Source organism: Paenibacillus sp. CR_12 (genome assembly GCF_041953985.1).
GTDB classification, from domain to species: domain Bacteria; phylum Bacillota; class Bacilli; order Paenibacillales; family Paenibacillaceae; genus Paenibacillus_AQ; species Paenibacillus_AQ lautus_A.
Map to the genome: position 1 here is coordinate 211154 of NZ_JAVFHO010000006.1, position 23285 is coordinate 234438.

General features: G+C 53.4%; 21 protein-coding genes and 1 riboswitch. Of the genes, 4 read left to right on the forward strand and 17 right to left on the reverse strand.

Annotated elements, in window-relative coordinates:
- Positions 1–160: 160 nt before the first annotated feature.
- Positions 161–2239, reverse strand: coding sequence for a molybdopterin-containing oxidoreductase family protein (locus RB297_RS22585; protein WP_096775828.1), 2079 nt, complete (start codon positions 2237–2239; stop codon positions 161–163).
- 485 nt (positions 2240–2724) lie between these two features.
- Positions 2725–2920: riboswitch (cyclic di-AMP (ydaO/yuaA leader) on the forward strand.
- 166 nt (positions 2921–3086) lie between these two features.
- Here RB297_RS22585 and RB297_RS22590 point away from each other — a divergent pair.
- Complete coding sequence (locus RB297_RS22590; RefSeq protein ID WP_009590329.1) at positions 3087–4913, forward strand: APC family permease; 1827 nt, start codon at positions 3087–3089, stop codon at positions 4911–4913.
- 140 nt (positions 4914–5053) lie between these two features.
- Here the strand turns inward: RB297_RS22590 and RB297_RS22595 are convergent, their stop codons facing one another.
- From RB297_RS22595 to RB297_RS22615, 5 genes are all read right to left on the reverse strand, one after another.
- Positions 5054–5914, reverse strand: a complete 861-nt coding sequence (locus RB297_RS22595; protein ID WP_375121498.1) for a formate/nitrite transporter family protein — start codon at positions 5912–5914, stop codon at positions 5054–5056.
- A gap of 462 nt (positions 5915–6376) precedes the next feature.
- On the reverse strand, positions 6377–7624 hold the full coding sequence (locus RB297_RS22600) for an MFS transporter (protein ID WP_375121499.1): 1248 nt from the start codon (positions 7622–7624) through the stop codon (positions 6377–6379).
- Positions 7625–7735: 111 nt separating this feature from the next.
- Positions 7736–8329: a TetR/AcrR family transcriptional regulator gene (locus RB297_RS22605; RefSeq protein ID WP_213580687.1), complete on the reverse strand. Its 594-nt coding sequence runs from the start codon at positions 8327–8329 to the stop codon at positions 7736–7738.
- A 257-nt stretch (positions 8330–8586) separates the two neighbouring features.
- Positions 8587–9180 (reverse strand): DUF4352 domain-containing protein, encoded by a 594-nt coding sequence (locus RB297_RS22610; RefSeq protein WP_096775824.1) that lies wholly within the window; start codon positions 9178–9180, stop codon positions 8587–8589.
- 133 nt (positions 9181–9313) lie between these two features.
- Entirely contained in the window at positions 9314–10675 is a 1362-nt protein-coding gene (locus tag RB297_RS22615; protein WP_375121500.1) for an FAD-dependent oxidoreductase, read from the reverse strand.
- A 426-nt stretch (positions 10676–11101) separates the two neighbouring features.
- Here RB297_RS22615 and RB297_RS22620 point away from each other — a divergent pair, with 426 nt between their 5' ends.
- A complete protein-coding gene (locus RB297_RS22620; RefSeq protein WP_375121501.1) occupies positions 11102–11737 on the forward strand; it encodes an SDR family oxidoreductase in 636 nt (211 codons plus the stop codon).
- Between the two features lie 107 nt (positions 11738–11844).
- Here the strand turns inward: RB297_RS22620 and RB297_RS22625 are convergent, their stop codons facing one another.
- Positions 11845–12324 carry a glutathione peroxidase gene (locus tag RB297_RS22625; protein WP_096775822.1) on the reverse strand — a complete coding sequence of 160 codons (480 nt, stop codon included), beginning with the start codon at positions 12322–12324 and terminating at the stop codon, positions 11845–11847.
- A gap of 292 nt (positions 12325–12616) precedes the next feature.
- Here RB297_RS22625 and RB297_RS22630 point away from each other — a divergent pair, with 292 nt between their 5' ends.
- The gene (locus RB297_RS22630) at positions 12617–13153 is read left to right on the forward strand and encodes a hypothetical protein (RefSeq protein WP_096775821.1); all 537 of its coding nucleotides are present in this window, start codon (positions 12617–12619) and stop codon (positions 13151–13153) included.
- Positions 13154–13178: 25 nt separating this feature from the next.
- Here RB297_RS22630 and RB297_RS22635 read toward each other — a convergent pair whose 3' ends face one another.
- The 4 genes from RB297_RS22635 to RB297_RS22650 form a co-directional block, all read right to left on the reverse strand.
- On the reverse strand, positions 13179–13874 hold the full coding sequence (locus RB297_RS22635) for a hypothetical protein (RefSeq protein WP_375121502.1): 696 nt from the start codon (positions 13872–13874) through the stop codon (positions 13179–13181).
- The gene (locus tag RB297_RS22640; RefSeq protein ID WP_375121504.1) at positions 13874–14431 is read right to left on the reverse strand and encodes a hypothetical protein; all 558 of its coding nucleotides are present in this window, start codon (positions 14429–14431) and stop codon (positions 13874–13876) included. Before RB297_RS22640 ends, RB297_RS22635 begins: the two co-directional genes overlap by 1 nt.
- A 195-nt stretch (positions 14432–14626) precedes the next feature.
- Positions 14627–14977 (reverse strand): DUF3243 domain-containing protein, encoded by a 351-nt coding sequence (locus RB297_RS22645; RefSeq protein ID WP_375121505.1) that lies wholly within the window; start codon positions 14975–14977, stop codon positions 14627–14629.
- Positions 14978–15074: 97 nt separating this feature from the next.
- Positions 15075–16691, reverse strand: coding sequence for a DEAD/DEAH box helicase (locus tag RB297_RS22650; RefSeq protein ID WP_375121506.1), 1617 nt, complete (start codon positions 16689–16691; stop codon positions 15075–15077).
- 243 nt (positions 16692–16934) lie between these two features.
- On the opposite strand from RB297_RS22650, the gene RB297_RS22655 reads away from it, so the two are divergent.
- Positions 16935–17504: a hypothetical protein gene (locus tag RB297_RS22655; protein ID WP_192570366.1), complete on the forward strand. Its 570-nt coding sequence runs from the start codon at positions 16935–16937 to the stop codon at positions 17502–17504.
- On the opposite strand, the gene RB297_RS22660 is transcribed toward RB297_RS22655, so the two are convergent.
- From RB297_RS22660 to RB297_RS22685, 6 genes are all read right to left on the reverse strand, one after another.
- Positions 17501–19171 carry an ABC1 kinase family protein gene (locus tag RB297_RS22660; protein WP_277747251.1) on the reverse strand — a complete coding sequence of 557 codons (1671 nt, stop codon included), beginning with the start codon at positions 19169–19171 and terminating at the stop codon, positions 17501–17503. The genes RB297_RS22655 and RB297_RS22660 overlap by 4 nt on opposite strands.
- Complete coding sequence (locus tag RB297_RS22665) at positions 19172–19489, reverse strand: phasin family protein (protein ID WP_009590344.1); 318 nt, start codon at positions 19487–19489, stop codon at positions 19172–19174.
- Between the two features lie 247 nt (positions 19490–19736).
- The gene (locus tag RB297_RS22670; RefSeq protein ID WP_375121507.1) at positions 19737–20390 is read right to left on the reverse strand and encodes a PepSY domain-containing protein; all 654 of its coding nucleotides are present in this window, start codon (positions 20388–20390) and stop codon (positions 19737–19739) included.
- 118 nt (positions 20391–20508) lie between these two features.
- On the reverse strand, positions 20509–21129 hold the full coding sequence (locus tag RB297_RS22675) for a PepSY domain-containing protein (protein ID WP_375121508.1): 621 nt from the start codon (positions 21127–21129) through the stop codon (positions 20509–20511).
- 88 nt (positions 21130–21217) lie between these two features.
- Complete coding sequence (locus RB297_RS22680; protein WP_375121510.1) at positions 21218–22570, reverse strand: sensor histidine kinase; 1353 nt, start codon at positions 22568–22570, stop codon at positions 21218–21220.
- Positions 22567–23265 carry a response regulator transcription factor gene (locus RB297_RS22685; protein ID WP_096775815.1) on the reverse strand — a complete coding sequence of 233 codons (699 nt, stop codon included), beginning with the start codon at positions 23263–23265 and terminating at the stop codon, positions 22567–22569. Before RB297_RS22685 ends, RB297_RS22680 begins: the two co-directional genes overlap by 4 nt.
- Between the last annotated feature and the right edge of the window lie 20 nt (positions 23266–23285).

A 23285-nucleotide genomic window follows, 5' to 3' on the forward strand; every position in this document is an offset into this window, starting at 1 on the left:
AAATGCCGTCAATGAAAAAGACCTGTAAGATCAGTAGGATCTTACAGGTCTTTTTGTTTCACGTTTCACGTTTGCAGTATGCAAAAAGAAGCCTTGTGAAGGGGCCTCTTCTGCGTTATCTGTCCTTTGGCCATCCATCTGCAAGGGTGGGTCTATCGCTTTACTGCTTCCGCCTGACCTCGACCACCGTCGAGAAGAAGGTAGCCCCACCACCCAAGTCGGACAGCCTGTCCGGCGTAAGGGCATTGGCGCGCTGCTTGCGGCCCTCGCCTTCCCACCACAGGCCTTGGCTGACTACGGTGCCCGGCAGCATTTTATCCGTCACCTTCGCCCGGACTTCATAGGTTCCGCGGTCATTATATACGATGACCATTTCGCCGTCCTGAAGCCCGCGTTCCTCCGCATCCGCCGGGTGAATCTGCAGGGCCGGCTCCTTCTCCAGCTTCTGATGCTTCTCCACGTTCGCAAAGGTCGAGTTCAGGAAGTTATGGTTCGGCGGCGAAATGAACATGAGCGGGTATTGATGACCGCGGCCGCGCCTTACCCCGTCATACCCTTCCTTCAGCGGCACGTAGGTCGGAAGGGGCGGCAGACCTGCTTCCTCCAGCTGCGCAGAGTATAACTCGATGCGTCCCGAAGGTGTCGGCAAACGATCCAGATACGTGTCAAGCGGCGTCATATCGAGCTTCACATGGCGCTGTTCCCTCAGCTTGTCCAGCGTGACGCCGTTTAGATAAGGGTTATCCGGGAAGTCGAGCGCTCTTGCGATCATCTCTTCCTCGGTCTCATGAAAAGCCGGTTCCTGGAATCCCATAGCCCGTCCCAGCATGGAGAACAGCTCTACGTTGCCCTTGCTCTCCCCAAGTGCCGGAATGACCGGCTCCTGCAGCTGAACGTACTGATGCCAGTAGGAAGCGTACAGGTCCGTATTCTCGAACGAGGAGGTTGCCGGGAGCACGATATCGGCATACTTGGCCGTATCCGTCATAAACAGGTCATGCACAACCGTAAACAGATCTTCCCGTGCAAACCCTTCCCTGACCCGCTCGGTATCGGGAGCCACAACCAGCGGATTGCTGCAATAGACGAAGAGCGACTTAATCGGCTGTTCGGTCATGGCAAGCGCTTCGCCGATCCGGTTCATGTTAATGGTGCGCGCTTCGGGATTCGGCCGGAGATCGGGACGCTCAAGCGCGTCGCTATCCATGCTGTTGTAACCGCCGTTCGACTTGGCGGCCCCTCCGCCCCGCTTCAGCCATTGTCCGGTCAAAGCGGGAAGCGCGGCAATGCTGCGCACCGTCAAGCCGCCGTTGTCGTGATGCTGAAGACCGTTGCCGATATGGATGTAGGAGGTATCGGCCCGGCCGTAGAGCTCGGCCAATTTCTCGATATCCTCGATCGAGATGCCGGTAATGGAAGAAACGTGCTCCGGCGTGTATTCTTTGGCGTGCTCGCGCAAGGCTTCATGACCAATCGTATACTTGCGGAGGAATTCCTCATTTACCATGCCGTCACGGAACATGATGTGCATGAGGCCGACGGCCAGCGCCGCATCCGTGCCTGGATACAGCGGAATGAACCAGTCCGCCCATTGCCCCGTCTGGTTCTTGTGGACATCGATCACAACGACCTTGGCACCGGCTTTGCGCGCTTTCTCTGCAATCACCATCTGGTGCATATTGGTGCTGACGATGTTGCCGCCCCAGACGAGGATGACGTCGGCTCGTACGGTGTCCTCCGGAACGGTTCCCCCATTAAACCCCATCACGGATTTCCAGCCCTCATTGCCCGCGGAATTGCAGATCGACTGCTTCAGGCGGCTGGCACCCAGCCTGTTGAAGAACCTGCGGTCCATGCCGTCGACGCTCAATATCCCCATATTGCCGTAGAAGCTGTAGGGCAGGATGCTCTCGGAGCCGTGTTCCTCGATCAAGCCCTTATAGCGTCCGGCTATCTCCTGAATGGCTTCGTCCCAGCTGATCCGCTCGAAGGCGCCCTCTCCCTTGGGACCTACTCTTCGCAGCGGATAGAGCACGCGTTCCGGATGGTACACCCGGTGTGCCATATTACGGACTTTATTGCAGATGGCTCCCTGCGTAATCGGATGCTCCGGATTACCGGTCACCTTGACGATTTTTCCGTTCTCTTTATGCAGCAGCAGGCCGCATGTATCGGGACAATCCAACGGACATACCGCCGGAAATACGCCGTTTTCCTGATGAATCATCGCTTGAGTCATTTCGTGCTTCCCCCTTTTGCTCGGCTGCATCATATCCCATTATCTTAAAAGAAAATCGGGGTTCCAGTAAAGTCATACATTTTTTTCTAATCAGGTGATTCACTTTTCTTCCCCCCGGGTATATTCCTATCAAGAGCAAAGAAGAGGAACCCAGACCCTTTCTCTTCCTTGCCGAATCATGGACCACTCCCAAAAAAATTCGCCATGCCAGTGTCTCCTCCCCCGAGACCGGCATGGCGAATTTGTTTATATGGCATCCTCCCAGTGACCGATGTTCCCCGCGACTAACCTTCCATATTATAGAAACTCGTGATTTTCGCAGAAAACATGCAAAATAAAAAGCCTGTCAAAGCCACGTCATTATGTAAGCGCTTATCTGTCATTTTTTATAAATAATTTTGTTCGAATGCTCGTTGGAGGATGTTTTACAAACGATTGGAGCAGGCGTAATATACTATTCAGCTTCGAAAACATTCTTCATATTCACATGACATTCGCTTAATTTCCTTGATGGAAAGCGGGGGAACCAACCGTATGGAAGGATACCTATAGGATCCTTCAACCATACTAAGGGGTGAATCCTGATTCCATCGCGTACGTACGCCGCGATGGAATCAGGTAGGGCGACTCTCACCGCCCGAATCCGACAGCTAACCTCGTCAGCGTTGATCGGGAGGGTTGTGAACTTGTGATCAAACACAGGGTTCTACCCTGTGTTTTTTGTTTGCCAAAAATCAGCATAGGAAGGGTGACCGCTCCTATGTCCAGCATATAAAAAACACCGATAGAAGTCCGTTCAGGGAGCTTCTACCATGAACTTAATCTTAAGCGGCGGTGAAAAACAACCATGTTATCCTCAATCAAGCGCTTCCTCATCGGAAGACCGCTTAAATCGACGGAATTAGGCGAACAAAAGCTGAATAAAACCAAGGCGCTGGCCATCCTGTCATCCGATGCGCTATCGTCCGTGGCCTATGGCCCGGAACAAATCCTCATTGTGTTGATGACCGTCGGGGCAGCTGCCTATTGGTATTCCATACCGATTGCCGTCGGCGTCCTGGTCTTGTTGCTGGCACTTATCCTGTCGTACAGACAAATTATTTTCTCCTATCCGCACGGCGGCGGCGCATATGTCGTGTCCAAACGGAATTTGGGCATGTACCCGGGGCTGGTTGCCGGCGGTTCCTTGCTCGTGGACTATATCCTGACGGTTGCGGTCAGCGTGTCGGCCGGGACGGATGCGATCACGTCGGCTTTTCCGGAATTGCATGCCTATAATCTGCCGATTTCCATCGTGTTCGTTCTATGCTTGACCGTATTGAATTTAAGAGGGGTTACGGAGTCGGCCTCCATACTGGCTTATCCGGTTTACCTGTTCGTGCTTGCGTTATTCATCCTGATCGGGGTAGGGATATTCAACATTGCCACAGGCCATGCGTCTCCGGAGCTTCATACGCCGATCGGCACGCCCGTAGCCGGGCTGAGCTTGTTTCTGCTCCTGCGCGCATTTGCCTCGGGCAGCTCCGCCCTGACCGGCGTGGAGGCGATTTCCAATGCCATTCCGAATTTCAAAGACCCGGCCCCGAATAACGCGGCCAAAACTCTGGTGGCGATGGGGTCGCTGCTGGCCCTGTTATTTTCGGGCATCGTTTTCCTGGCTTATTACTATGGGGTCAGTCCCAGCGAACAAGTCACGGTCGTTTCCCAAATTGCCGAGCACACCTTCGGGCGAAATGCGCTTTATTACTTCATACAAGGGACAACGGCCTTAATTCTGATCCTTGCCGCCAACACGGGGTATTCCGCTTTTCCCCTGCTTGCCGTCAATCTGGCGAAGGATAAGTTCATTCCTAGAATGTTCACCGTCCGCGGCGACCGTCTGGGATACTCGAACGGAATCATTATTCTTGGATTTTTCTCCATTCTGCTGCTGCTGGCTTTTGAAGGCAAAACCGAGCATCTGATTCCGCTCTATGCCGTCGGCGTGTTTATCCCGTTTACCCTCTCCCAGACGGGGATGATGGTGAAATGGATTCGCGAAAAGCCCGAAGGCTGGATCGTCAAACTGATCATTAACACCACCGGCGCATGCATCAGCTTTATCGTGACCATGATCTTCTTCTTTACGAAATTCGCCCAGGTGTGGACCGTGCTGATATTCCTGCCGCTGATCATCTGGATTTTCACCCGGATCCGCAAGCATTACGAGGCGGTAGCGGACCAGCTCCGGATTACGACCTGCGAGCCGGTTAAGCCGATTGAGGGGAATGTCATCATCCTGCCTGTGGCAGGAATCACGCATGTGGTGGAGAACTCGCTGAATTACGCCAAATCGCTGGGAGCGGGCCAAATCATCGCGGTGTACGTGCCGTTCGAGCGGGAGGAGGAAGTCGCCTTCCAGGAAAAATGGAAAAAGTGGCAGCCGGACATCCGGCTGGTAACGCTGCACTCGCCTTATCGGAGCATCATTCAGCCGCTGACGAAATTCATCGATACCGTGCAGCGCAAGGCCAGCGAATCCGACTATCAGGTTACCGTCGTCATTCCGCAGTTCATCCCAAAGAAGGGCTGGCATAATTTCCTGCACAATCAATCCAGCCTGCTCATCCGGGCACATCTCCTGTATCGGAGAGACGTGATCATCACGACGGTTCCCTACCATTTAAAAAAATAGCGGGCTTGTTCCCTGCTTGATTCATTACTGGGGACAGCCTCGCCCATCACGACAAAAAGCTGCGATCAACCGCTGCCTTTCATCAAGGACGGTTGAACGCAGCTTTTTCTTTAAGCCAGACGCTCGCCAGGCTTCCGGCATTAGGAAACATTCTGCGCCGAATGAACCTGTTGAGGAGCGCCGGCCGATGGCACATGCGTCTGCTCGCCGCGCGGAGCGGCTGCGGCCTGTTTCTCCTGCTTTAAATAAACGGTTCCGTATGTCGCTCCCACAAATAACGCGCCGCCAACGAAATTGCCCAGCCATACCGGAATGAAGTTCATCAGATACTCGCCCCAGCTGTAATAGCCTTCAAAAATCGCGGCCGGGATGAGAAACATGTTGGCCACCACGTGCTGAAACCCGATGGCGACAAACGCCATGGTCGGAAACCAGATCCCGAGAATTTTGCCGCTCATCTGATCCGATCCGTAGGACAGCCATACGGCGAGGGCTACGAGCCAGTTGCACCCGATGCCCGACAGGAAGGCTTGCAGGAAGCTGTCGTCCAGCTTATGCCCGGCCATATCCACCAGTTTCTCCAGGTAAACGCCGCTGCCTGTCAGACCGGTCACATGGCCGAAGAAGTAAGCGACGAATAACGCTCCCAACATATTGCTGACCGTGACAAGCGCTAAATTTCGCATCATCTCCTTCGTGGAAACTCTCCTCTTGAATCTGGCCAAGGACACGGCCATCATGTTGCCCGTCAGCAGCTCCCCGCCTGCAAGCAGGACAAGAATCAATCCCACGGGGAATACCGCCGCGCCTATAAAACCGGCAATCCCTCCCCATTCCGGAGACGCTCCGGCAATCACGCGTATGTCAAGCAAAAAGCCGAGCGCAATAAATGCCCCCGCAAGGAATCCTAATATCATCACGTTTATGGCGGAGTTATGCGCTTTTTTCACCCCGTTCTCCACGGTAATCTCCGCAATGCGCTCAGGTTTATGGTAAGCCATGGTCACTCCCTCATTTCTTCCGCATCCGCCTTGTCTACCTATCCGAATGCAGCTCATGATATTCGTGTTATCGTTACCAACATTGTAACGCAGCTTCTTTGGCAAGAACGTGAATTATATCACGATCGCGTCCGTCAGGGACGGACAGATGCAGATGTGATGTTCCGTATGCCTTGATCTGCTGACCACGCTGCAGCGAATAACATGGATCGGATTCGGTGTGGCCATTTAAGCGATATATGGATATAGGCACAGCACCCTGTCCATGGGTGGAGCTTCGGATCAGCTTTAGCGGGGAGACTGCCTTTCGCTTCCTTCGAGGAATCGCATATGCCGAAAAAGCGGTGCACGGGTTTCTCCCCGGCACCGCTCTTTTGGATTGTCTTTACCAGTACGAAGCCCGTTCGTGTTGGATACCATTCTGCCAGATTCGGCTTAAATGTATAGATTTTTACTCACCCGCTAGGCTTTGGCCGCAGTCTCTACCCTGACAGGCGCCTCCGTTTCCTGCACCGGCACCTTGGCGATCGGCAGCTTCATGCTGATGAATGACGACAGCAGGAAGAGCGCGCCTGCCGTAAAATACACCACGACAATGGAGGTTACCGACATATACCAGCCCGTCAGCCCGGAGCCGATGAGCAGCATGCCGGTAAATATCGGCGTCATCACGCCGTTCAGCCGGCCAATGAATTTCTCTTCCACCTGCTGCATCATCACCGCCATCAGGACCGTCTGGGCCATGGCCATCAGCACCCCGGTGACGAAGCGCATCGAGCCGGTCAGGATCGGCCACTGGGACAGCACCTCGACAAAGGTCGAGAGTCCAAGGAAGGCCAGCCCCGCGAACAGCAAGTAGGAACCTTTCACTTTGCCTGCAATCACCGCTGCGATCACACCGCCGATCAACATGCCCAAGCCCTCAAGCGCGGTGAACCACTGGACGCTGGACATCTCCAGCTGAAGACGCTCGGTGATGACGAAGATGTCGAGCGGCTGTACGAGTCCGCTGCCCAGCGCCAACAAAACGTAGACTACCAGCAGCACCTTCAACAGCCGGCTGGAACCGATGTAGGCGAAGCCTGCCTTCATGTCCTTCACGAACGAACCGGCTGATACCGAGTCCTTGGAAGGTTCGTCCACGGTGGAAGGCAGAAAGGCCAACACGATCGCCGAAGCGCCGAACAGAATCAGCAAGCTGATTAAAGAGGCCTGCAATCCAAATGCTTGATAAATCGTCGTGCCTACCATAGGTCCCAAAATGATAAACAGCGACATCGAGGTCTGGGATAACGCCGTGGCCGCGGGCACATGCTCATCCGGCAAACACCGCTTGATGATCTTCATGGACGATGGCTGCGAGAATTGCGATACGACGGCCGAGACCAGCGTCATCGCAAACACGGCCTGCCAATATCCCGCATACACAACAAACAAAATAAGCAGAATGGATATGAAGCTTAAAATATCCCCCCATATCATCGTTCGCTTGGGACGCCAACGGTCAGCCAGTACGCCGCCAACCATGGAAATCACGAAGATCGGCGCGTATTCAATCACGGTCAGCAGCGATACGGCGACCGGGTCATGGTTGCTCTGCTCCATAATAAAGAACAACAGCGCCATATTGCGGATCCAGATCCCGATATTTTGCATAAAATCAGATACCATCAACAGCACGAACGCGCGGTTGCCAAACAAATGCTTCATACTCCATCCCCCTGTTAAAACCGACTATTCGGTTTATTTATAATTGCGAAAACGCCCTTTCCTGTTAGCTAAGAAAAGCGTTTTCGATAAATCCTCCTACCGCACCGTACGCTATGAACCTTCACCCGATAACACACCGTTCAAAAAGTACATCACGCTCTTGCGGTACAGCTGCCTTAATTCCTCCTGGGACCGTTCGAAGTACGAAACCGACAACCCGTCCAGCAGCGATCCGAAAATAACGGCTATTTCGTCGATATCCTCTGCCGCTATGCGTCCCTCGTCCGCTCCCTCTGCCAGAATTTCGCGGTAGAGCATACGCGGACCTTGCAGAATCGCCAGCATTTCGCCCACAATCGTCTTATTTTCCGGCTGGTTGATATAGAATTCCTCCGCGATTTTGGTGAGCGGATTCTGGAAGTCGTCAACCATGTGATCGGCGATCCCGTACAGCTTCTCCTCAAAGCTGGCGTAACCGGCTTTTTTGTCGTCCCAGGCTTCCATCCATTCCCGATTCTGCTTTGTCAGCAGCTTGACGAACAAATCTTCCTTGCTCTCGAAGTGATAATAGATGCTTCCCTTACTGGCCCCCGTATACTTGACCAGTTCATCCATTGACGTTGCCGCATATCCGCGCTGGATGAACAGCTCCTTGGCTTTATCCAGAATCAAATCCCGCTTTCGCTGCGCTTTTTCTGATGACATCGGTGTTAGCACTCCTTGCGTTGGATTCAACAGTCCGCATCAACCAGCGGAAATCCGTGATCCGTAATAAAAAATGTATTCTGTCATGAATGAACTTCATCCTTCTTTAAAAAACCGACTGTACGGTTTAATCATACTGAAAACCTCCTCCCATGTAAAGGACGCTCTTCCGAATGCAAAAAAAAAGGACTTTGCCGAAGCAAAATCCTTGTCCATCTCGCACATTCCAAAATAACAACATGCGATGTATTGCTGCATTATTCCACTGCCCAAATGGCTCTTCCTTCTTTCATCGGATCGCCGTAACTCAGCTGCAGCCCCTGAACGTCCTGCTTCACCTCGTACGGAATCTCGCCCGTCAGCTCGCCGCCCGGAGGAATGGTGCCGTCCAGCATCTTCACGTCATCCGTAATAGGAACCGTATAGTTAAGATCGCTTGAATCCGTCATGGAAAAAGACAGTGCCGAAGAGATGACCAACGGCTTCTGACCGTTGTTCTTCACGGTAATGTCGACCACCTTAAACGTATGGCCGGGCTGGGGCTTCAAGTACTCGTCGCCTTCGGAGTCGCGCACGCCGTTCAGCGTGATGACCGCGCCGTGATAATCGACCGTATCGCCTACAGCGGCAGGCTCGTCGATCGGTTTCGTCTCTCCATCGGCAGGTTGACCCTCCCCTTGGGATGGTTCTGCCGGCGGTTCCTCTTCAGCCGCCCCCGTCTGATCCGTTCCCTCGCTATCCACGACAGCCGGCGGGGTTTCTGCCGGCGGGTCCGCCTGATTGCTGGAACAAGCAGCCGTCAGCAGCATGGAGAACAACACAGCCGAGACCAGCATTATTTTTTTATTCATACTTTATCCTACCTCCTGAAAGTCGATATCGATATGTCCGGATATTTTCCAATTCGCTGTCAAAATCCATATTCCTTCTAAAACAAGAAAAAGACCCCCGAATCAGGGGGTCTTCGTTATTGCCTAGAATGAATTAAGCGTGTACCGGCGCTTTGGTCTCCACCACCGGCAGAGCCTGCAGGCCGGCCGTGTTAAGGAAATTCCACGGCTTGTTGTAATGCGGCTGGAAGAAGAAATCGATGAAAGCCAGCTGGTCGATCGTCATGCGGTTCTGGATGCACACCGACAGGGTGTTGATGGACTGCGTCATGTCCGCCTTGGAGATCACCTGTGCACCGAGTATCCGGCGGCTTTCCTGTTCATACACCACCTTCAGCGTAACTTCCTCGAAGGTAGGCATGAACTCCGGACGGTAATGGTCCGTAATGGCGACCGTATCCACCTTCAAACCTTCATCCTTGGCCGCTCCCTCGGTTAATCCTGTCGAGGCAATGTTGTGTTCGTATATTTTCAATCCGGACGTACCCTGGGTTCCCATATAAGGCGTTGTGGGCTGCACCAAATTCCGTGCAACGAGCGTACCCATCCTGACAGCGTTGGTCGCCAGCGGAATGTACATCATTTTACCCGTCGGGTTATAGAGCACCGAGCAGCAATCGCCCGCTGCATAGACATCCTGCTTGCTGCTTTGCATATATTGGTCCACGACGATGGCGCCGTTCTTCAGCATATCGACCTGCCCCTTCAGCAGCTCCGTATTCGGTCGGAAGCCGATGCAGAGAATGACCAGATCCGTGTCGATCTCCCCTTTGTCGGTGATGACCTTATTCACCTTGCCATCCTGGCCTTGGAAGGACGTCACGGTCTGCCCCATGGCCATCTCGATTCCTTTTTCACGGAACGATTCCTCGATCTTGCCGCTGAACTCAGGATCCAGGTATTTGTTCAGAATCCGATCGGCACTGTCGATCAAAGTTACCTGCTTGCCGTTCTGTTGGAAGGCCTCCACCAGCTCCACGCCGATGTAACCGGCGCCGACAACGGTAATATGTTTGGCTCCTTGCGCTTTATCAATGATCGCGTTGGAATGATCGTAGTTTTTGCAGAGCAAAATATTACTCAAATCGATGCCTTCAAGCTTCGGTACGATCGGCCAGGATCCGGTGGTAACAATCAATTTGTCATAGGTATCTTCAAACGTATCTTCCGTGGCCAGGTTGCGGACCTTCAAGGTTTTCCGGTCCGTATCCACCGAGATGATCTCATGCTTCATCTTGGTTTCGACACCAAGCTCGTCGAGTTTCTGCGGCGAAGAATAGAACAGCCCGTCGGGATCCTTCACAACGCCCCCGACGTAAAGCGCAATGCCGCACGACAAGAATGAGATGTTATCATTGCGTTCGTAAACGGTAATCTGTGCATCGGGATAAAGTTTGGCGGTATTCACGATGGCGGACGTTCCTGCATGGGTACAACCGATAACTGCAACTTTCATGGTTTTTCCTCCTCCAAGTATGAAGCTTTATATTGGTTTAAGATGAGCATTTTTGCCTGGATTCATGCTTGGTAACGCTTGTTGAGCATGAATGGGTGACTGGTAATACTAATTGTGAATAATTTCACTTCATGACCTTATTATAATGTGATTTATTTCACAGTTCAATAGGCGAATTGCGTTATTCACATATTGTTCATAATTTCACATAGTGGGAATGATGAATGATCTTGACTCCAAGATTAACGTCTTGATGCCACCGAATAAGGCGAAATCGAGAATACGGGTACGGGATCCGGGGAAGCTAAAAGGGCCCCGCTTGCCAACATTCTCGAGATACCGGAATAGGTTTTTCTTATTAATAACGGATTATTCCCTTTTTGAAACAATCGGCTGCGGGTAATGTTGTGCAGGAGGTGCTTTATCATGACAACCGTATTTGTTGCCGGAGCGCATGGAAATACCGGGAGACGGATCGCGAAGCTTCTCGCCGAGAAGGGGTATCAAGTCCGCGGCCTGATCCCCGATGAGATCCATAAACGGAAGATGGAGCAGGAGGGTGCCGAGGGAATTGTCGGTGATTTGACGCAGTCTTATTCCGATGGTTTAAGGGACGTAGACGCCGTCATCTGCGCAGTTGGCGCCGGGGTAACGGAAGATCCTCAGGAGACGGATCATGTCGGCACCGTGAGGCTGATCGAGCAGTGCGTGCTTCTAGGAATCAATCGCTTCATTATGATTAGCTGCATGGAGACCAAACATCCGGAGCACTTCTCCGAACTAAAGCCCTATTTGCTTGCCAAACATAAAGCTGAGACCATTCTTGAAGAAAGCACGCTGACTCACACGATCATAAGGACCGGCGAGTTAACGGATGACGCTCCTGCCGGCAGGGTTCAGGCACATCCCGATCTCCGGGAAACCGGATCCATATCCCGTCAAGATGTCGCTCAAGCAGCCGTGCTGTGTCTCTCCACGCCAGAGACGGAACTTAAGGCGTTCGATCTGATTCAAGGCGATCATCCCATACAAGATGCCTTGAAGGATCTTGATTCGGGCTGAATGGACGAAATGGCGAGGGATTTCCCATAAAAAAACAGGACTGTTTCTCCTCCGGGGCAAATCCCCCGACGAAAACAGCCCTGTTATGTGCTCATTACTATCTGGCATTAACCCAGCAGGGATTCAATGGCGCCCTTCATCGATTCAGGCGATTCCTTCGGCTCAAACCGCTGGACCACCTTGCCTTCGCGGTCCACCAGGAACTTCGTAAAATTCCAAGCGATCTCTCCGCCTTCATTCGGTCCGGGCTGCTCCGATTTCAGATACTGAAATAACGGATGAGCATGCTCCCCATTCACGTCAATCTTCTGGAAAACCGGAAAGTTCACGCCATAGTTCAATTGACAGAACGATTCGGCCTCTTCGCTCGTACCCGGCTCCTGTCCGCCAAACTGATTGCACGGAAAGCCAAGAACCTGAAGCCCTTGCTGGCCGTATTGGTCGTACAGCTGTTGAAGCTCTCCATATTGCGGCGTTAGGCCGCATTGGCTTGCCGTATTCGCGATGATCAAGACCTTGCCCGAATACTGATCGAGCGAGACTTCCTGCCCCTTGGTATTGGTTGCATGATACTCATAAACTGACATCCTCGAATCTCCTCTCCAGCTTGTATTGAATGAACCGCTTGCTTCCAAGCTTCTGTAGCCTGGCCCATCTTCTTACATCATACCGAATATACGCCCCTAAACCAAATTTTCGGTTCCAATGCCTCTACCCCGCCATCCGTAAATCCATTATGATAAACGTATATCCGCTTCAAGCAAGAGTTACATAGACTCCTGACAGCTGTTTAGTCAGCAAGTCAGCAGGGTAATGATTTAGGGTTTGGCAAAATATTGCATGATCCCGCATTTCAACAACAGTAAGCGAGGAAACGAAATGAAATTGTATCCCGAAATGTTCTTGTCTCCATGGCATCTCATCGTCGTTGTTCTGGCCCTGATTGCCTTCATCGGATTGATCAAAGGGGGGTATGACCGAAGGACCGTGCTTCGCAGCACAGGGCTGTCGACGCTGGTTTTCTATTTTATTCTGACGATCCCCATTGGCCTGATCACCCAGGAATCGCTTTACAAAGAAGAAACGATGCTAACCGACCTGGATCAGAACTTTGAGGACAAGAAGGCGGATTCCCAGCTGCAGAGCTTGAAAGACTACGTCGTACTTCACGTTGGAGCGTATAAAAATGAGGATGATGCCGACATCGTCGTCTATGCCGGCAATTATCATGAAAGCCAAGCGTTCAACGGTCATATTACCTTGTTCGTGTACGACAAGAACGATGAGGAAGTCTTTACCGAGATGTACAGGGACATCACCCTCGCCCCCGGCGAGAAGAAAAAGCTGGACACCTCTTTTACCAGCCAGCCCATGGATACCTACAGGTACCGATACGAAACGCACCCCCAAATGTGAAGGGTGCGTTTCTTTCGTTTTCGTATTAGGTTGACAGCCGGTCTCCAGACTCGAACCCTGGCTTGTCGTTTTCCGTAAGAGGCTGGTACGGCCCCGGCATCGGCGGAAGATTCTTCGCATCCCGCCCTTTGCGCACATACCGGATTCCCAAATAAAAGAGAGCCGCCACAGGCAGCGACAGCATGGCTATCGCAAGGAGCATGCTGGACATTTGGTAGGAAGGATCGGTCTCGATCTCCGAGAAGTCCAGAAACATAAACGATATAAAAGTAACCAGCGAGAACATAATGATCTGTAACCAGCGCATCCATTTCACCAGGAAGAAGAACAGGATCGCCGACAGCGCAACAAGAAGAATGGGGTACAGCGGCTGTTCCGGGTCCGCGTTACCCAGCTCCGCCTGGCGCGTCAGCCAAAAACCGACGGCGAACTGAACCGGGAAAACCAGCCAAGCAAGCAAACCGGTTCCACGAAAAGCCGATCTTCGCTTTTGCAGCGCTTCTTCGTATTCGAGTAGCTTCATCTCGTATTCCAGCTGATCCAGTTCCTCCTCCGTCAGCTCCCTGTCTTTCTTCTCGTTCTCCTGTACCAGGCGATCCAGATACGGACGGAATTGCCGCTCGATATTCCCGTCAAATTCGGCACGCTCTAAATCCTCGTCCTCGCGAAGCACTGACGCCACCGATTCATCCCCCAGATCTTGGATGATGACGGATGTCATTATAAAGGAATCCCTCGTCTGCCGACGACCTCCAGCCAGCGGTTCGCCTCCATCGGATCCGTGAAAGGAACGGCCACTGCCCGTTCAGCCGTCCCTTCCCCAGCAACAAGGTACATGATGGGCATTAGCTCCGCCATAGGCACCGACTCGGTCATTTTGCTGTTTTTATAGGCATAACTGAATTGAAAAATATATCGCCCGTAATATATTTCCTTTACGTCGCCGATCCGAAGGCTCCCCTTCAAGGAGTCTTTCGTCTCGCGATTCCATCGCTCATATTCAATGTGGTCTTCGTATAACAAATATTCGTCCAGATGCGTATTATTCCAGATATGCCCTTTCAGACTCTTGGATAGTCGAATCACCATAAAGATACCGGCGGGTATAGCCGCCAGACTCATCCACGTCCAGACGTTGGCCCAGAAGTACAGCAGAATCAAAGGCCCCATCGTAAACGCCAGGCCCAGCAAAATGCCCAGCACATGCATTTCGAACGTAAGCACCCAATAAAAAGGCTGCATTTTGGGTTTTCTCTGCTCATGAATCACCAGAGACATTCAGGCAGCGCCTCCTCCTTTATTCTTTCGATGTTACCCAATCCAACAGATGGAATAAAGACATTGGAAATCATATTATGTATAAAGCCTAATATCAAGCCCTTCATCCTATAGTTATGTTCATTCCTGCCTTCGAACCAAAAAAACCTTCCCCGGCAAGTCGGCCGGGGAAGGACCCTCATCTCACGCTTCGCCTTATTGAGCCGTACGGTTTTGAGCCAGCTTAACCAGCAGATGAGCCAGCTGATGCTGCTCCGCTTGCGTTCCGACCTTCCATAACTCCTGAAGAAGTTTCTCCTCGGAATTGCGGGGCTCCTCGTTAGCGGCGAGGTATCCGGCTACCTTCTCTGCCGCCTGCGCCAGCTGCTCTTCATTCAAGCCAATGCTCTCGGCAAGCTGAATTCGTTTGTTCAAAAAGGATTGAAAGGCATCGAAGTCAGCCAGGATCCGTTCCTTCTCCTTGTCGTCAATCCGGTCCATAGCGTCATCGACCTTACTCACATCCAGCTCACCGTTCTTGTTCACCACATGATTATGTTCAGACATGGTAACGCCTCCTTGTCATTGACTGGGTAACGATCTCTACTTAAACGTGATCCTTCGGATTGAAACAGAGGACTTCCTAAAATTTACCTTGAACTCCCTAGCGGCTCCGACCGCCACGTCGTCCACCGCTTTGGCCTCTGGCAGCGCGGCCTTCGGAGGATCGGGTTCCGCCTTGTCCGCCGCGGCCGGCGTGATTCCCCCGCCCCTCGGTTCTGGACGGTCCGCGGCTGCTGCCTCGTGCTCCGGCTTGCGGTCCGCGGCCCTCGCCTGCACGACCGCCTTCACGCGCGCCGCTGCCTCGGCCTCCGGCCGCCGATGGTCCTCGACCCTCTCCGGTACGGCCTCCTGTCCGGCCCGAATCGCGGTCATCCCTGCGCGATGATCCTGTCCTTCCTCTGCCCTGCTCGTTACCGCGGCTACGCCCGGAACCCGTGCCCCGATCGGCACGGCTTCTGCCTTGACCACGTTCATTATCGGATTCAAGTGACGAGACATTTCTTGCTTTCTTCGGTCGGCCCGTATCCCTGCCCGAGCCGCCAGAGCTTTCCCGAAGGCTTCCGGCGGCAGAGTCATAGCGTACTCGCTTCAACCGCTGGGAGATCCCTTCTTCGATGCGCTGCAGATCATTAAGGTCTTTTCCGGCCGCAAACGTGATGGCCATACCGCTACCCCCCGCCCGTCCGGTCCGGCCGATACGATGGATGTAACTTTCAACATCATGGGGCATATCGTAGTTAAAGACATGGGTAACGCCTTCGACGTCCAGCCCCCTCGCGGCAACATCCGTTGCAACGAGCAGCTGCAGCTTGGCTTCCCGGAATCGCTTCATTACCGCTTCCCGTTTCGCTTGGGACAGATCCCCGTGCAGCTCGTCCGATTGGTAGCCATGGGCCAGCAGCGCCTCGTTCAACGTGGTGGCTCTGCGCTTCGTCCGGCAGAAGATGATCGCGAGGAAGGGATTATGCTCTTCGATCATTGCGCGTAAGGCATCCTGTTTGGAACGGTCCGTACACTCGACCACCACCTGCTGGATCTGCTCCAACGGGATCGGGGAAGCCCCCTTAATCACGATATCGACAGGTTGATTCATATAATTGCCGGCAAGCTGCTTCACGCCGGCAGGCATCGTCGCCGAGAAGAGCATCGTTTGGCGCCGATACGGAAGCGCATGGATCAGCGCCTCCACTTCATCCAAAAAGCCCATATGCAGCATCTGGTCGGCTTCGTCCAGCACCAGCTGCTTCACGCCGCCAAGCTCTAACGTGCCCCGGCGCAAATGATCCAGCAGCCGGCCCGGCGTGCCGATGATCAATTGGCGTCCGCCTTCAAGCTTGCGCAGCTGTTTCTCCACGTCCTGCCCGCCATAGACCGCCAGAATTTTGATGCCGTCCGGCTCTCCTGCCGTCAGCTTCTTGGCTTCTTCCGTAATTTGCAATGCCAATTCCCGTGTCGGCGCAACGATGAGCGCCTGCGGGTACGCCCGCTTGGGATCGATATGCTGCAGAATCGGCAGCATGAAAGCCAGCGTCTTGCCTGTGCCGGTCTTCGCCCGGGCAATGACGTCCTTTCCCTGCAGCAGCAGCGGAATGCTCTCTTGCTGTACCGGAGTCGGTTCCGTAATTCCCTGCTCCTTCAGTTTCCGTACTCTTTGTTCGTCAATGCCCAGCTGTTGAAAGTTCGGCAAACGTTCCACCTCATTTAATTTATTTAGCATCTTATGGTCTCAATCCATTCGATTCAGTAAACAAAACCAACATATTTTCATACATAAATCCCAACAAAAGGCCGATACCATTCGTTCTTAGAAGAACAGGGCGCTTCCCTTATGTGTCCAGTGAATGAAGATATGGTTTGGATCCATTCACTATTTTCGCCAGAAAACTGACAAACGACCCTGACTTTGGTAATGTCAATGATATAGAAATCCAGTATACACCAGCGAGGAGGTGTCCCCGATATGCATATCCTACAGCTCATCCTGACAGCCTTGATCTTGATGATCCTATTCGGCCTTATCAATCTAATGATGAATTATATTTCAAGACGCGACGGGGAGCCCATCGTTCCCTTCCGGAAGAAGCTGTGGCTCATTCCGCTGTTGTCGGCCTTTATCATTATGCCATTGGAGCTCTTTTCCATGCTGTATGCCCAGTGGTTCCCCATGCCCGATCCTTCAAGAGCAGGCGAAACGCTTGCCTACGACGGCCAAGGCGTGCTGCTCGGCTTCTCGCTTTTCGTCCTGGTCGGGTTCCTGATCTTCGAAGGTCTCATACATCCATTGGTCATCGCCCTGCTGCGGCTTCTGCTTCGCAAGGATACCTCCATCTATATGAAACAGGCAGTGACGGTCGTGACCGATACGCTGCTGCTGTACATAGCCTCTCTGATCGTGCCCGCCATTCCCGTGGAGGGCTGGCTGCAATCGTTGGTCATCGCCGTATTTTTCCATCTCATAGAGTGGATCCTGATCGGTGTCCAGGCCTGGATGCAGCAGCGCAAACGGACAAGAGCCGAATCGGCCGGCTAGAACCTGCCGGATTTGAATATGGCGTACAGCAGCCATGCCACCATCAGCAGGGCTACGATGAATCCGACTTCAATCACCGGGAAGCTCCATATCATCATCGGCTCCCGGCTGAGCGACGATCCGATAATCAGCCCTACCATGATGATGCTGAAAGCCAGAAGCACGATGCTGAAGGACAGCCGGTTACTGATCTGATCCAACTTGCGCATCAGCGTTTTCAGTTCCGGAACGCTGATCTCCACCCGCAGTTTTCCTTTGCTGATCAGGGCCGACAGCTGCCGGGCTTGACCGGGCAGATCGAGCAAACTCTCGGCAAGCCCCGCCACCCCATCCAGCACCTTCCTGCTGATCCGGCGGGTATTGTACCGCTTCTTCAGCAGCTTCCTTCCGAAAGGCTCCGCCATATCGATAATGCTCAGGCTCGGGTCCAGCATCTCGATGACCCCTTCCAGGGTCAGCAATGATTTGCCAAGCAGCGTCATATCCGGAGGCAGCATAATCCGGTGCCGCTGGGCAACGGCAAACAGATCGGTCAACGCCTTGCCGATGCGCACTTGAGCAAAAGGCACGTCATAATACTCTTCCCGCAGACGGTCCATATCCGACCGCAGCGCATCCATATCGCAATCGTCCGGAATCAAACCCATTCGGGAAATCGCCCGGATCATCCCTTCCGAATTCCGCCGCATCAATGCAATAATAAGTCCTGACAGATGATCCTTCATATCTTCGCTGAGGTGACCCACCAGCCCGAAATCCAGAAAGACCAGCTTGCCGTCCTCCCTGACGAGCAGGTTCCCCGGATGAGGGTCGGCATGAAAGAAGCCCTCAATAAAAATCTGCTGCAGCATGCCGTCGGTCAGATGCTCGGCGATCGCCTTGAGATCATGCCCCTTGGCCACAACCTCCTGCCTGCGGCTTAAGGTAATACCCTCGGCATACTCCATCATCAACACCTTCGATGACGTATAATCCCAATAAATCCGCGGAATATGGACAAATTCCTGCTCCGTCATCCGGGATGCGATCTTCTCCGCATTCCGGGCTTCATGGCTGTAATCCAGCTCCGCCATCATCGCTCTGGCAAACTCGTCAACGATTCGATCCACGCGGTACTGCTTCACCCATTCCCAATGGCGCTCGGCAATCGAAATTAAATCCCGCAGGATTTCCAAGTCGCGGCCGATCATGCGGGCCACGCCCGGACGCTGCACCTTGATCGCTACAAGCTCTCCGGATTTCAGCCTCCCGGCGTGAACCTGGCCGATTGAGGCGGCAGCCAGCGGCTTGTCCTCAAACTCACTCAACACGTCGTCGATCGGCATGCCCCATTCTTGTTCAATCAGCTCCCGTGCGCTCGCGGAAGGGAACGGAGGCACCCGTTCCTGCAGCTTGACCAATTCCTGGATAATGTGGTCTGGCAGCAGGTCCGATCGGGTACTAGCCAATTGGCCCAGCTTCACAAAGGCAGGCCCCAGATCCTCCAGCACTCGCCGAATGCGTTCCCCAAGCGTAATCGTCTCCGGCTGCTCCTTGGAGCTCCAGCGGACAGGCAGCGACAGAACATGGAACAGTCCCATCTCCTCCACCATATAGCCAAAGCCATGACGCATGAGCGCCATGGCGATTTCCCGGTAACGTCCGGCATGTCGAATTCGGACCGCCATCTATTCCTGCCGCGATCCTTCCAGTTCTACAACCTTCTTCTCCAGAGCGGCAATGCGCTGTTCCAGGCTGGCGACATCGCTCTCTTTGGGAACATCCAGATCGGACAACACGCGCTGCACCTGCTCATAAATATATGACTTGATCTGGGATTGCTCCTCTTCGCCGCGCTCGACGAGGCGGTTCACCAGCGCCTTGGATTCCGCAGGAGCCAGCTCCCCGCGTTTGACCAGATCGTCCACGATTTTCTCTACTTTTTCCTTGCTGACCACGGTAAGGCCCAATCCTAACGAGATGGCTTTCTTAAAAAGATCACTCACGATATATCCCTCCCGGTCGTTGTCTGGTTCCATTATAACCTTTAACGCTGGCAAAAACATCTATCCTTGGACTTGCTTTCTAAGTATCGAGAAGCTCCCTTATCAATGTCCCCTGATTTTCCATGAAATATGAGGGCCAATCGGGTGGACGGCGGGAATGCACTAATGCCATGACAAAAAAGCGAACAGCCGGGTTATATCCCGTGCTGTTCGCTGATACGGCTATCCTACGCAGATGAAGAACGGTTTAATCGTCATCCCGATCATCATCGTAATGATCATCGTGATCATCATCCCAATCATCATGGTCATCGTGGTCGTCATCATCATGGTCGTCGTATTTTTCGTATTCTGCCTTGATCACTTTGCCGCTGACCGCGTTGATCTCAACCTCGGACGAGCCTTTGGCCGTCTTCACTTCGACGTCATACACCCACCGGCCGTCATCGTGGTCCAGATCAACCTCTACGGCTGTCCCGCTCTTGACGTGTTTGACAGCGATCGCGGATGCCTTGCCGGCACCGATCAGATTCCCCGGAATGCTGTCACGGTCATCATCGTCATCATCCCGATCTACTATGACGCTAAGGGATTTGCCTGTGTAGGCATCAATCCATACATCGACATCCCGGTTGCTCTGCCGAATCTCAACATCGTACACCAGCTTGCCCTTTTTGCGGTCGATGTCAATGCTCTCCACTTTACCGCTGGCAGCCGCGAGTGCCAATTGTTCGGCTTTTTCCATTCCAATGAGCTGCTTCTCCTGTTTGGCTGCCGCCTGGGTTCCTGCCGGCGTTGTCTGTCCTGACCCTGCAGCCTGCACGGCGCTATAGCCGTATACTCCACTTGCCGCGATCGCTACGGACAGTGCGCCTGCCCACCATGTTCTTTTGTTCATCATCTTACGCCTCCTCAAAACTCTCTGTGTGATCTCTACAAACCCAATATACCGTCTCAACATGAGAGCTTTCGGAGAGAAACATTAGAATACGATGAGAAAATGAGAATAGGCCTCTGATCTATTCATCGTCATCCTCGTCATCCCAAGTCACGGTCATGATCTTGCCGGTAATCGCGTGGACCTGAATGGTCGCTTCGCGCCCGTCTTCCCGCTCGATCTCGACCAGATAATAACGGCTGCTCTTGCTCTCGCGATATTCCACGTCTTCCACCGTTCCCGGTACCTTCTCTAAAGAAAGCTTGATCGCGTACTCTTTGGTGATCATCGTTGCAGGCGGCTCCGCAGTTCCGCTTTCACCATCCGCTGATCCCTTCTCGCCATTCTCAGCGGGCTCCGCAGGAGTCGTGCTTGGATTGTCGGTCGGCTGCTTGGTTTCACCGGGCTCTTGCTTCGCTGGCGCTTTGTCCAGCTGCTTGATGGACACGATATCGCCTTGACGGGCATCCACCGTCATCTCATACCTTCCGGAATTGGACTCCAGCTCCATCCGGTACATCTCCCCATCCAGCGTTGCTTTTGTAATCTCACCGTCCGGATATTGTTTCAATACTCCGCTTACGGCTTCCTCCTGCGACATCGCCTCCGTCGAACGGGTAAACGGACTCCATACCGCATTCACGATGATCATGACGGCCACCACGATAATGACGCCCAGCAGCACACTCACTTTTTTACGCATTGAATCACCTCGCAACCCATTCGGTCTTTACCGTCAGTATAGCGCAGCATGGTTAGAATTCGATGAGAAAACGGTGGGCTGCTGACGTTTATTTCGATTCTTGGAGCCGAATGGTGGCCGTTGTGCCCACGCCGGGCAGGCTGTCCAGCTCCAGCTCAGCAGAGATGGCCTCCGCGATATCCTTGGCCAACGACAATCCAAGGCCGGCTCCCCCGCCCCGGCGAGTACGAGCTTCGTCCACCCGGTAGAAACGGTCGAAGACGTGCTCCAGCTCTTCTTTGGCAATGCCGATTCCGCGGTCGATGACCCGGATATATACCTCCGACGGCTTTCTGCCCACCTGGATGACGATATGTTCGTCACTGTATTTGCGTGCATTATCCAGCAGAATGAACAAGAGCTGCTTGAGCCTGCGGCTGTCCGTCCAGCCCAGAACCTCGCCGTCGGCTTCAACCTCGACCGTGCGGTTATAGGCATCGCGAAATGCGCGAGCGGAAGACTCCGATAATGCTGCGAGATCCACCTGCTCCATCTCGACCTGCCATTGGTCCTGGTTGCGGGCAAGCAGCAGCAGCTGCTCCGTCATCTCCTTCATCCGGATCGCTTCCGAATGGATCGCATCGACGGACTCCATGAACAGCTCCGGCCGATCCAGGCCTCGCCGCTTCAACAAACTGGCGTAACTCTCGATGATGGTGAGCGGTGTTTTTAACTCATGGGAAGCGTTGGACACGAATTGTTCCTGCCTCGCATGGTTGCTCTCCAGCAGCGTGATCATGTCATTGAACGCAGCCCCCATCTCCACCAGCTCATCCTTGGATGTTTCCTTCAGCTCGATCCGACGGAACCGTCCGCTCTGCCGAATCTCCCGCATCGTACGGATTAAGGCCGTAATCGGCTGCACGATTAAACGCCCCAATATCCGCGTCGAAATGATGACCGGAACCAAAGCGATCGCGGTTACGGCCATCAGCACAATGCGCAGCACCTGCAGCGTCTCCATCGTAGCGGCAAGGCTGCGGGAAATTTGGATGTTGTATACCGCCCCGTCGCTCCAAATGACAGGCAGGGACACCAGCACATAACGCATTCCTTCATATCGGATCTGCTCGACCTGCTTATTGGCGTTATAAGGCAGCCTCAGCTCATCCATATCCTCGCCGGAGGAGGTCACGTAAGGAGACTTGGCCTTGCTGTCAGCCGGGACGAATTGAATCTTTCCGTCAGCCGGGACATAACTTCGCAGCAGATCGTCAATGGGAATGGTCGCGGAAGAATGCGCAATGCTTCTGACTATGCTTCCCGCCTCGGCTTCCGCCTGCTCCAGCTGGCTGTCCACCGTCATTTTGCTGAACACGTAATACACGGATAAATTCATGACAATCAGGATGGCGGCCATCAGCACCGACGAATAGAGATGGATTTTGCTGCTCAGCTTCATAGGGTTTCTTTCAGCACGTAGCCGACGCCGCGAACGGTGTGGATGAGCTCTTGCGTGCCGCCATGATCGATTTTCTTGCGGACGTAACGTATGTATACATCAACGACGTTGGTATCGCCGTAATAATCGTACCCCCACACGGCAGCAAGAATCTGCTCGCGGTTCAGCACCTGCCGCTTGTTCTTCAGCAAATAGACGAGCAAGTCAAATTCACGCGGCGTCAGATCGATCCTTCTGCCGTCGCGAATCACTTCCCGCGTGCCTTCATTCAATTTCAAATCCGCGGCCGTAAGCCACTCCCCAGCCGGTTCTTCTTCCGGATGAGGCTTTCCCTGAAGCCGTAATGCAGCACGAATCCGCGCCAGCAGCTCTTCGATCTGAAACGGCTTCGTAATATAATCATTGGCTCCAAGATCCAGCCCCGATACCTTATCTTCAACGGAGCTCTTCGCCGTAAGCAGCAGCACGGCCGTATGGGAATCATGGGCACGAATCCGCCGCAGCAGCTCAATGCCGCTCATACCCGGAAGCATGACATCCAGCAGAATGAGATCCACCTCCTGGCTGCGGTATGCCTCAAGCGCATCCAGCCCGTTATCCGCCTTGGTGACCTGGTATCCTTCACTCTCCAGCTCGATTTCAAGCAAACGGGATATTTTCGCTTCATCCTCAACAATTAGTATCTTCCCGCTCACGCGCGTCCCTCCTGCCCGAT

What these genes read in the sequence shown, in the direction of transcription:
- RB297_RS22655 (WP_192570366.1), top strand. Translation starts at nt 16,935, where the DNA reads ATGCATATCCTACAGCTCATCCTGACAGCCTTGATCTTGATGATCCTA.
- RB297_RS22680 (WP_375121510.1), bottom strand. Translation starts at nt 22,570, where the DNA reads ATGAAGCTGAGCAGCAAAATCCATCTCTATTCGTCGGTGCTGATGGCC.
- RB297_RS22590 (WP_009590329.1), top strand. Translation starts at nt 3,087, where the DNA reads ATGTTATCCTCAATCAAGCGCTTCCTCATCGGAAGACCGCTTAAATCG.
- RB297_RS22600 (WP_375121499.1), bottom strand. Translation starts at nt 7,624, where the DNA reads ATGAAGCATTTGTTTGGCAACCGCGCGTTCGTGCTGTTGATGGTATCT.
- RB297_RS22640 (WP_375121504.1), bottom strand. Translation starts at nt 14,431, where the DNA reads ATGTCTCTGGTGATTCATGAGCAGAGAAAACCCAAAATGCAGCCTTTT.
- RB297_RS22645 (WP_375121505.1), bottom strand. Translation starts at nt 14,977, where the DNA reads ATGTCTGAACATAATCATGTGGTGAACAAGAACGGTGAGCTGGATGTG.
- RB297_RS22615 (WP_375121500.1), bottom strand. Translation starts at nt 10,675, where the DNA reads ATGAAAGTTGCAGTTATCGGTTGTACCCATGCAGGAACGTCCGCCATC.
- RB297_RS22660 (WP_277747251.1), bottom strand. Translation starts at nt 19,171, where the DNA reads ATGGCGGTCCGAATTCGACATGCCGGACGTTACCGGGAAATCGCCATG.
- RB297_RS22585 (WP_096775828.1), bottom strand. Translation starts at nt 2,239, where the DNA reads ATGACTCAAGCGATGATTCATCAGGAAAACGGCGTATTTCCGGCGGTA.
- RB297_RS22625 (WP_096775822.1), bottom strand. Translation starts at nt 12,324, where the DNA reads ATGTCAGTTTATGAGTATCATGCAACCAATACCAAGGGGCAGGAAGTC.
- RB297_RS22670 (WP_375121507.1), bottom strand. Translation starts at nt 20,390, where the DNA reads ATGATGAACAAAAGAACATGGTGGGCAGGCGCACTGTCCGTAGCGATC.
- RB297_RS22605 (WP_213580687.1), bottom strand. Translation starts at nt 8,329, where the DNA reads ATGTCATCAGAAAAAGCGCAGCGAAAGCGGGATTTGATTCTGGATAAA.
- RB297_RS22630 (WP_096775821.1), top strand. Translation starts at nt 12,617, where the DNA reads ATGAAATTGTATCCCGAAATGTTCTTGTCTCCATGGCATCTCATCGTC.
- RB297_RS22635 (WP_375121502.1), bottom strand. Translation starts at nt 13,874, where the DNA reads ATGACATCCGTCATCATCCAAGATCTGGGGGATGAATCGGTGGCGTCA.
- RB297_RS22610 (WP_096775824.1), bottom strand. Translation starts at nt 9,180, where the DNA reads ATGAATAAAAAAATAATGCTGGTCTCGGCTGTGTTGTTCTCCATGCTG.
- RB297_RS22620 (WP_375121501.1), top strand. Translation starts at nt 11,102, where the DNA reads ATGACAACCGTATTTGTTGCCGGAGCGCATGGAAATACCGGGAGACGG.
- RB297_RS22595 (WP_375121498.1), bottom strand. Translation starts at nt 5,914, where the DNA reads ATGGCTTACCATAAACCTGAGCGCATTGCGGAGATTACCGTGGAGAAC.
- RB297_RS22675 (WP_375121508.1), bottom strand. Translation starts at nt 21,129, where the DNA reads ATGCGTAAAAAAGTGAGTGTGCTGCTGGGCGTCATTATCGTGGTGGCC.
- RB297_RS22650 (WP_375121506.1), bottom strand. Translation starts at nt 16,691, where the DNA reads ATGCTAAATAAATTAAATGAGGTGGAACGTTTGCCGAACTTTCAACAG.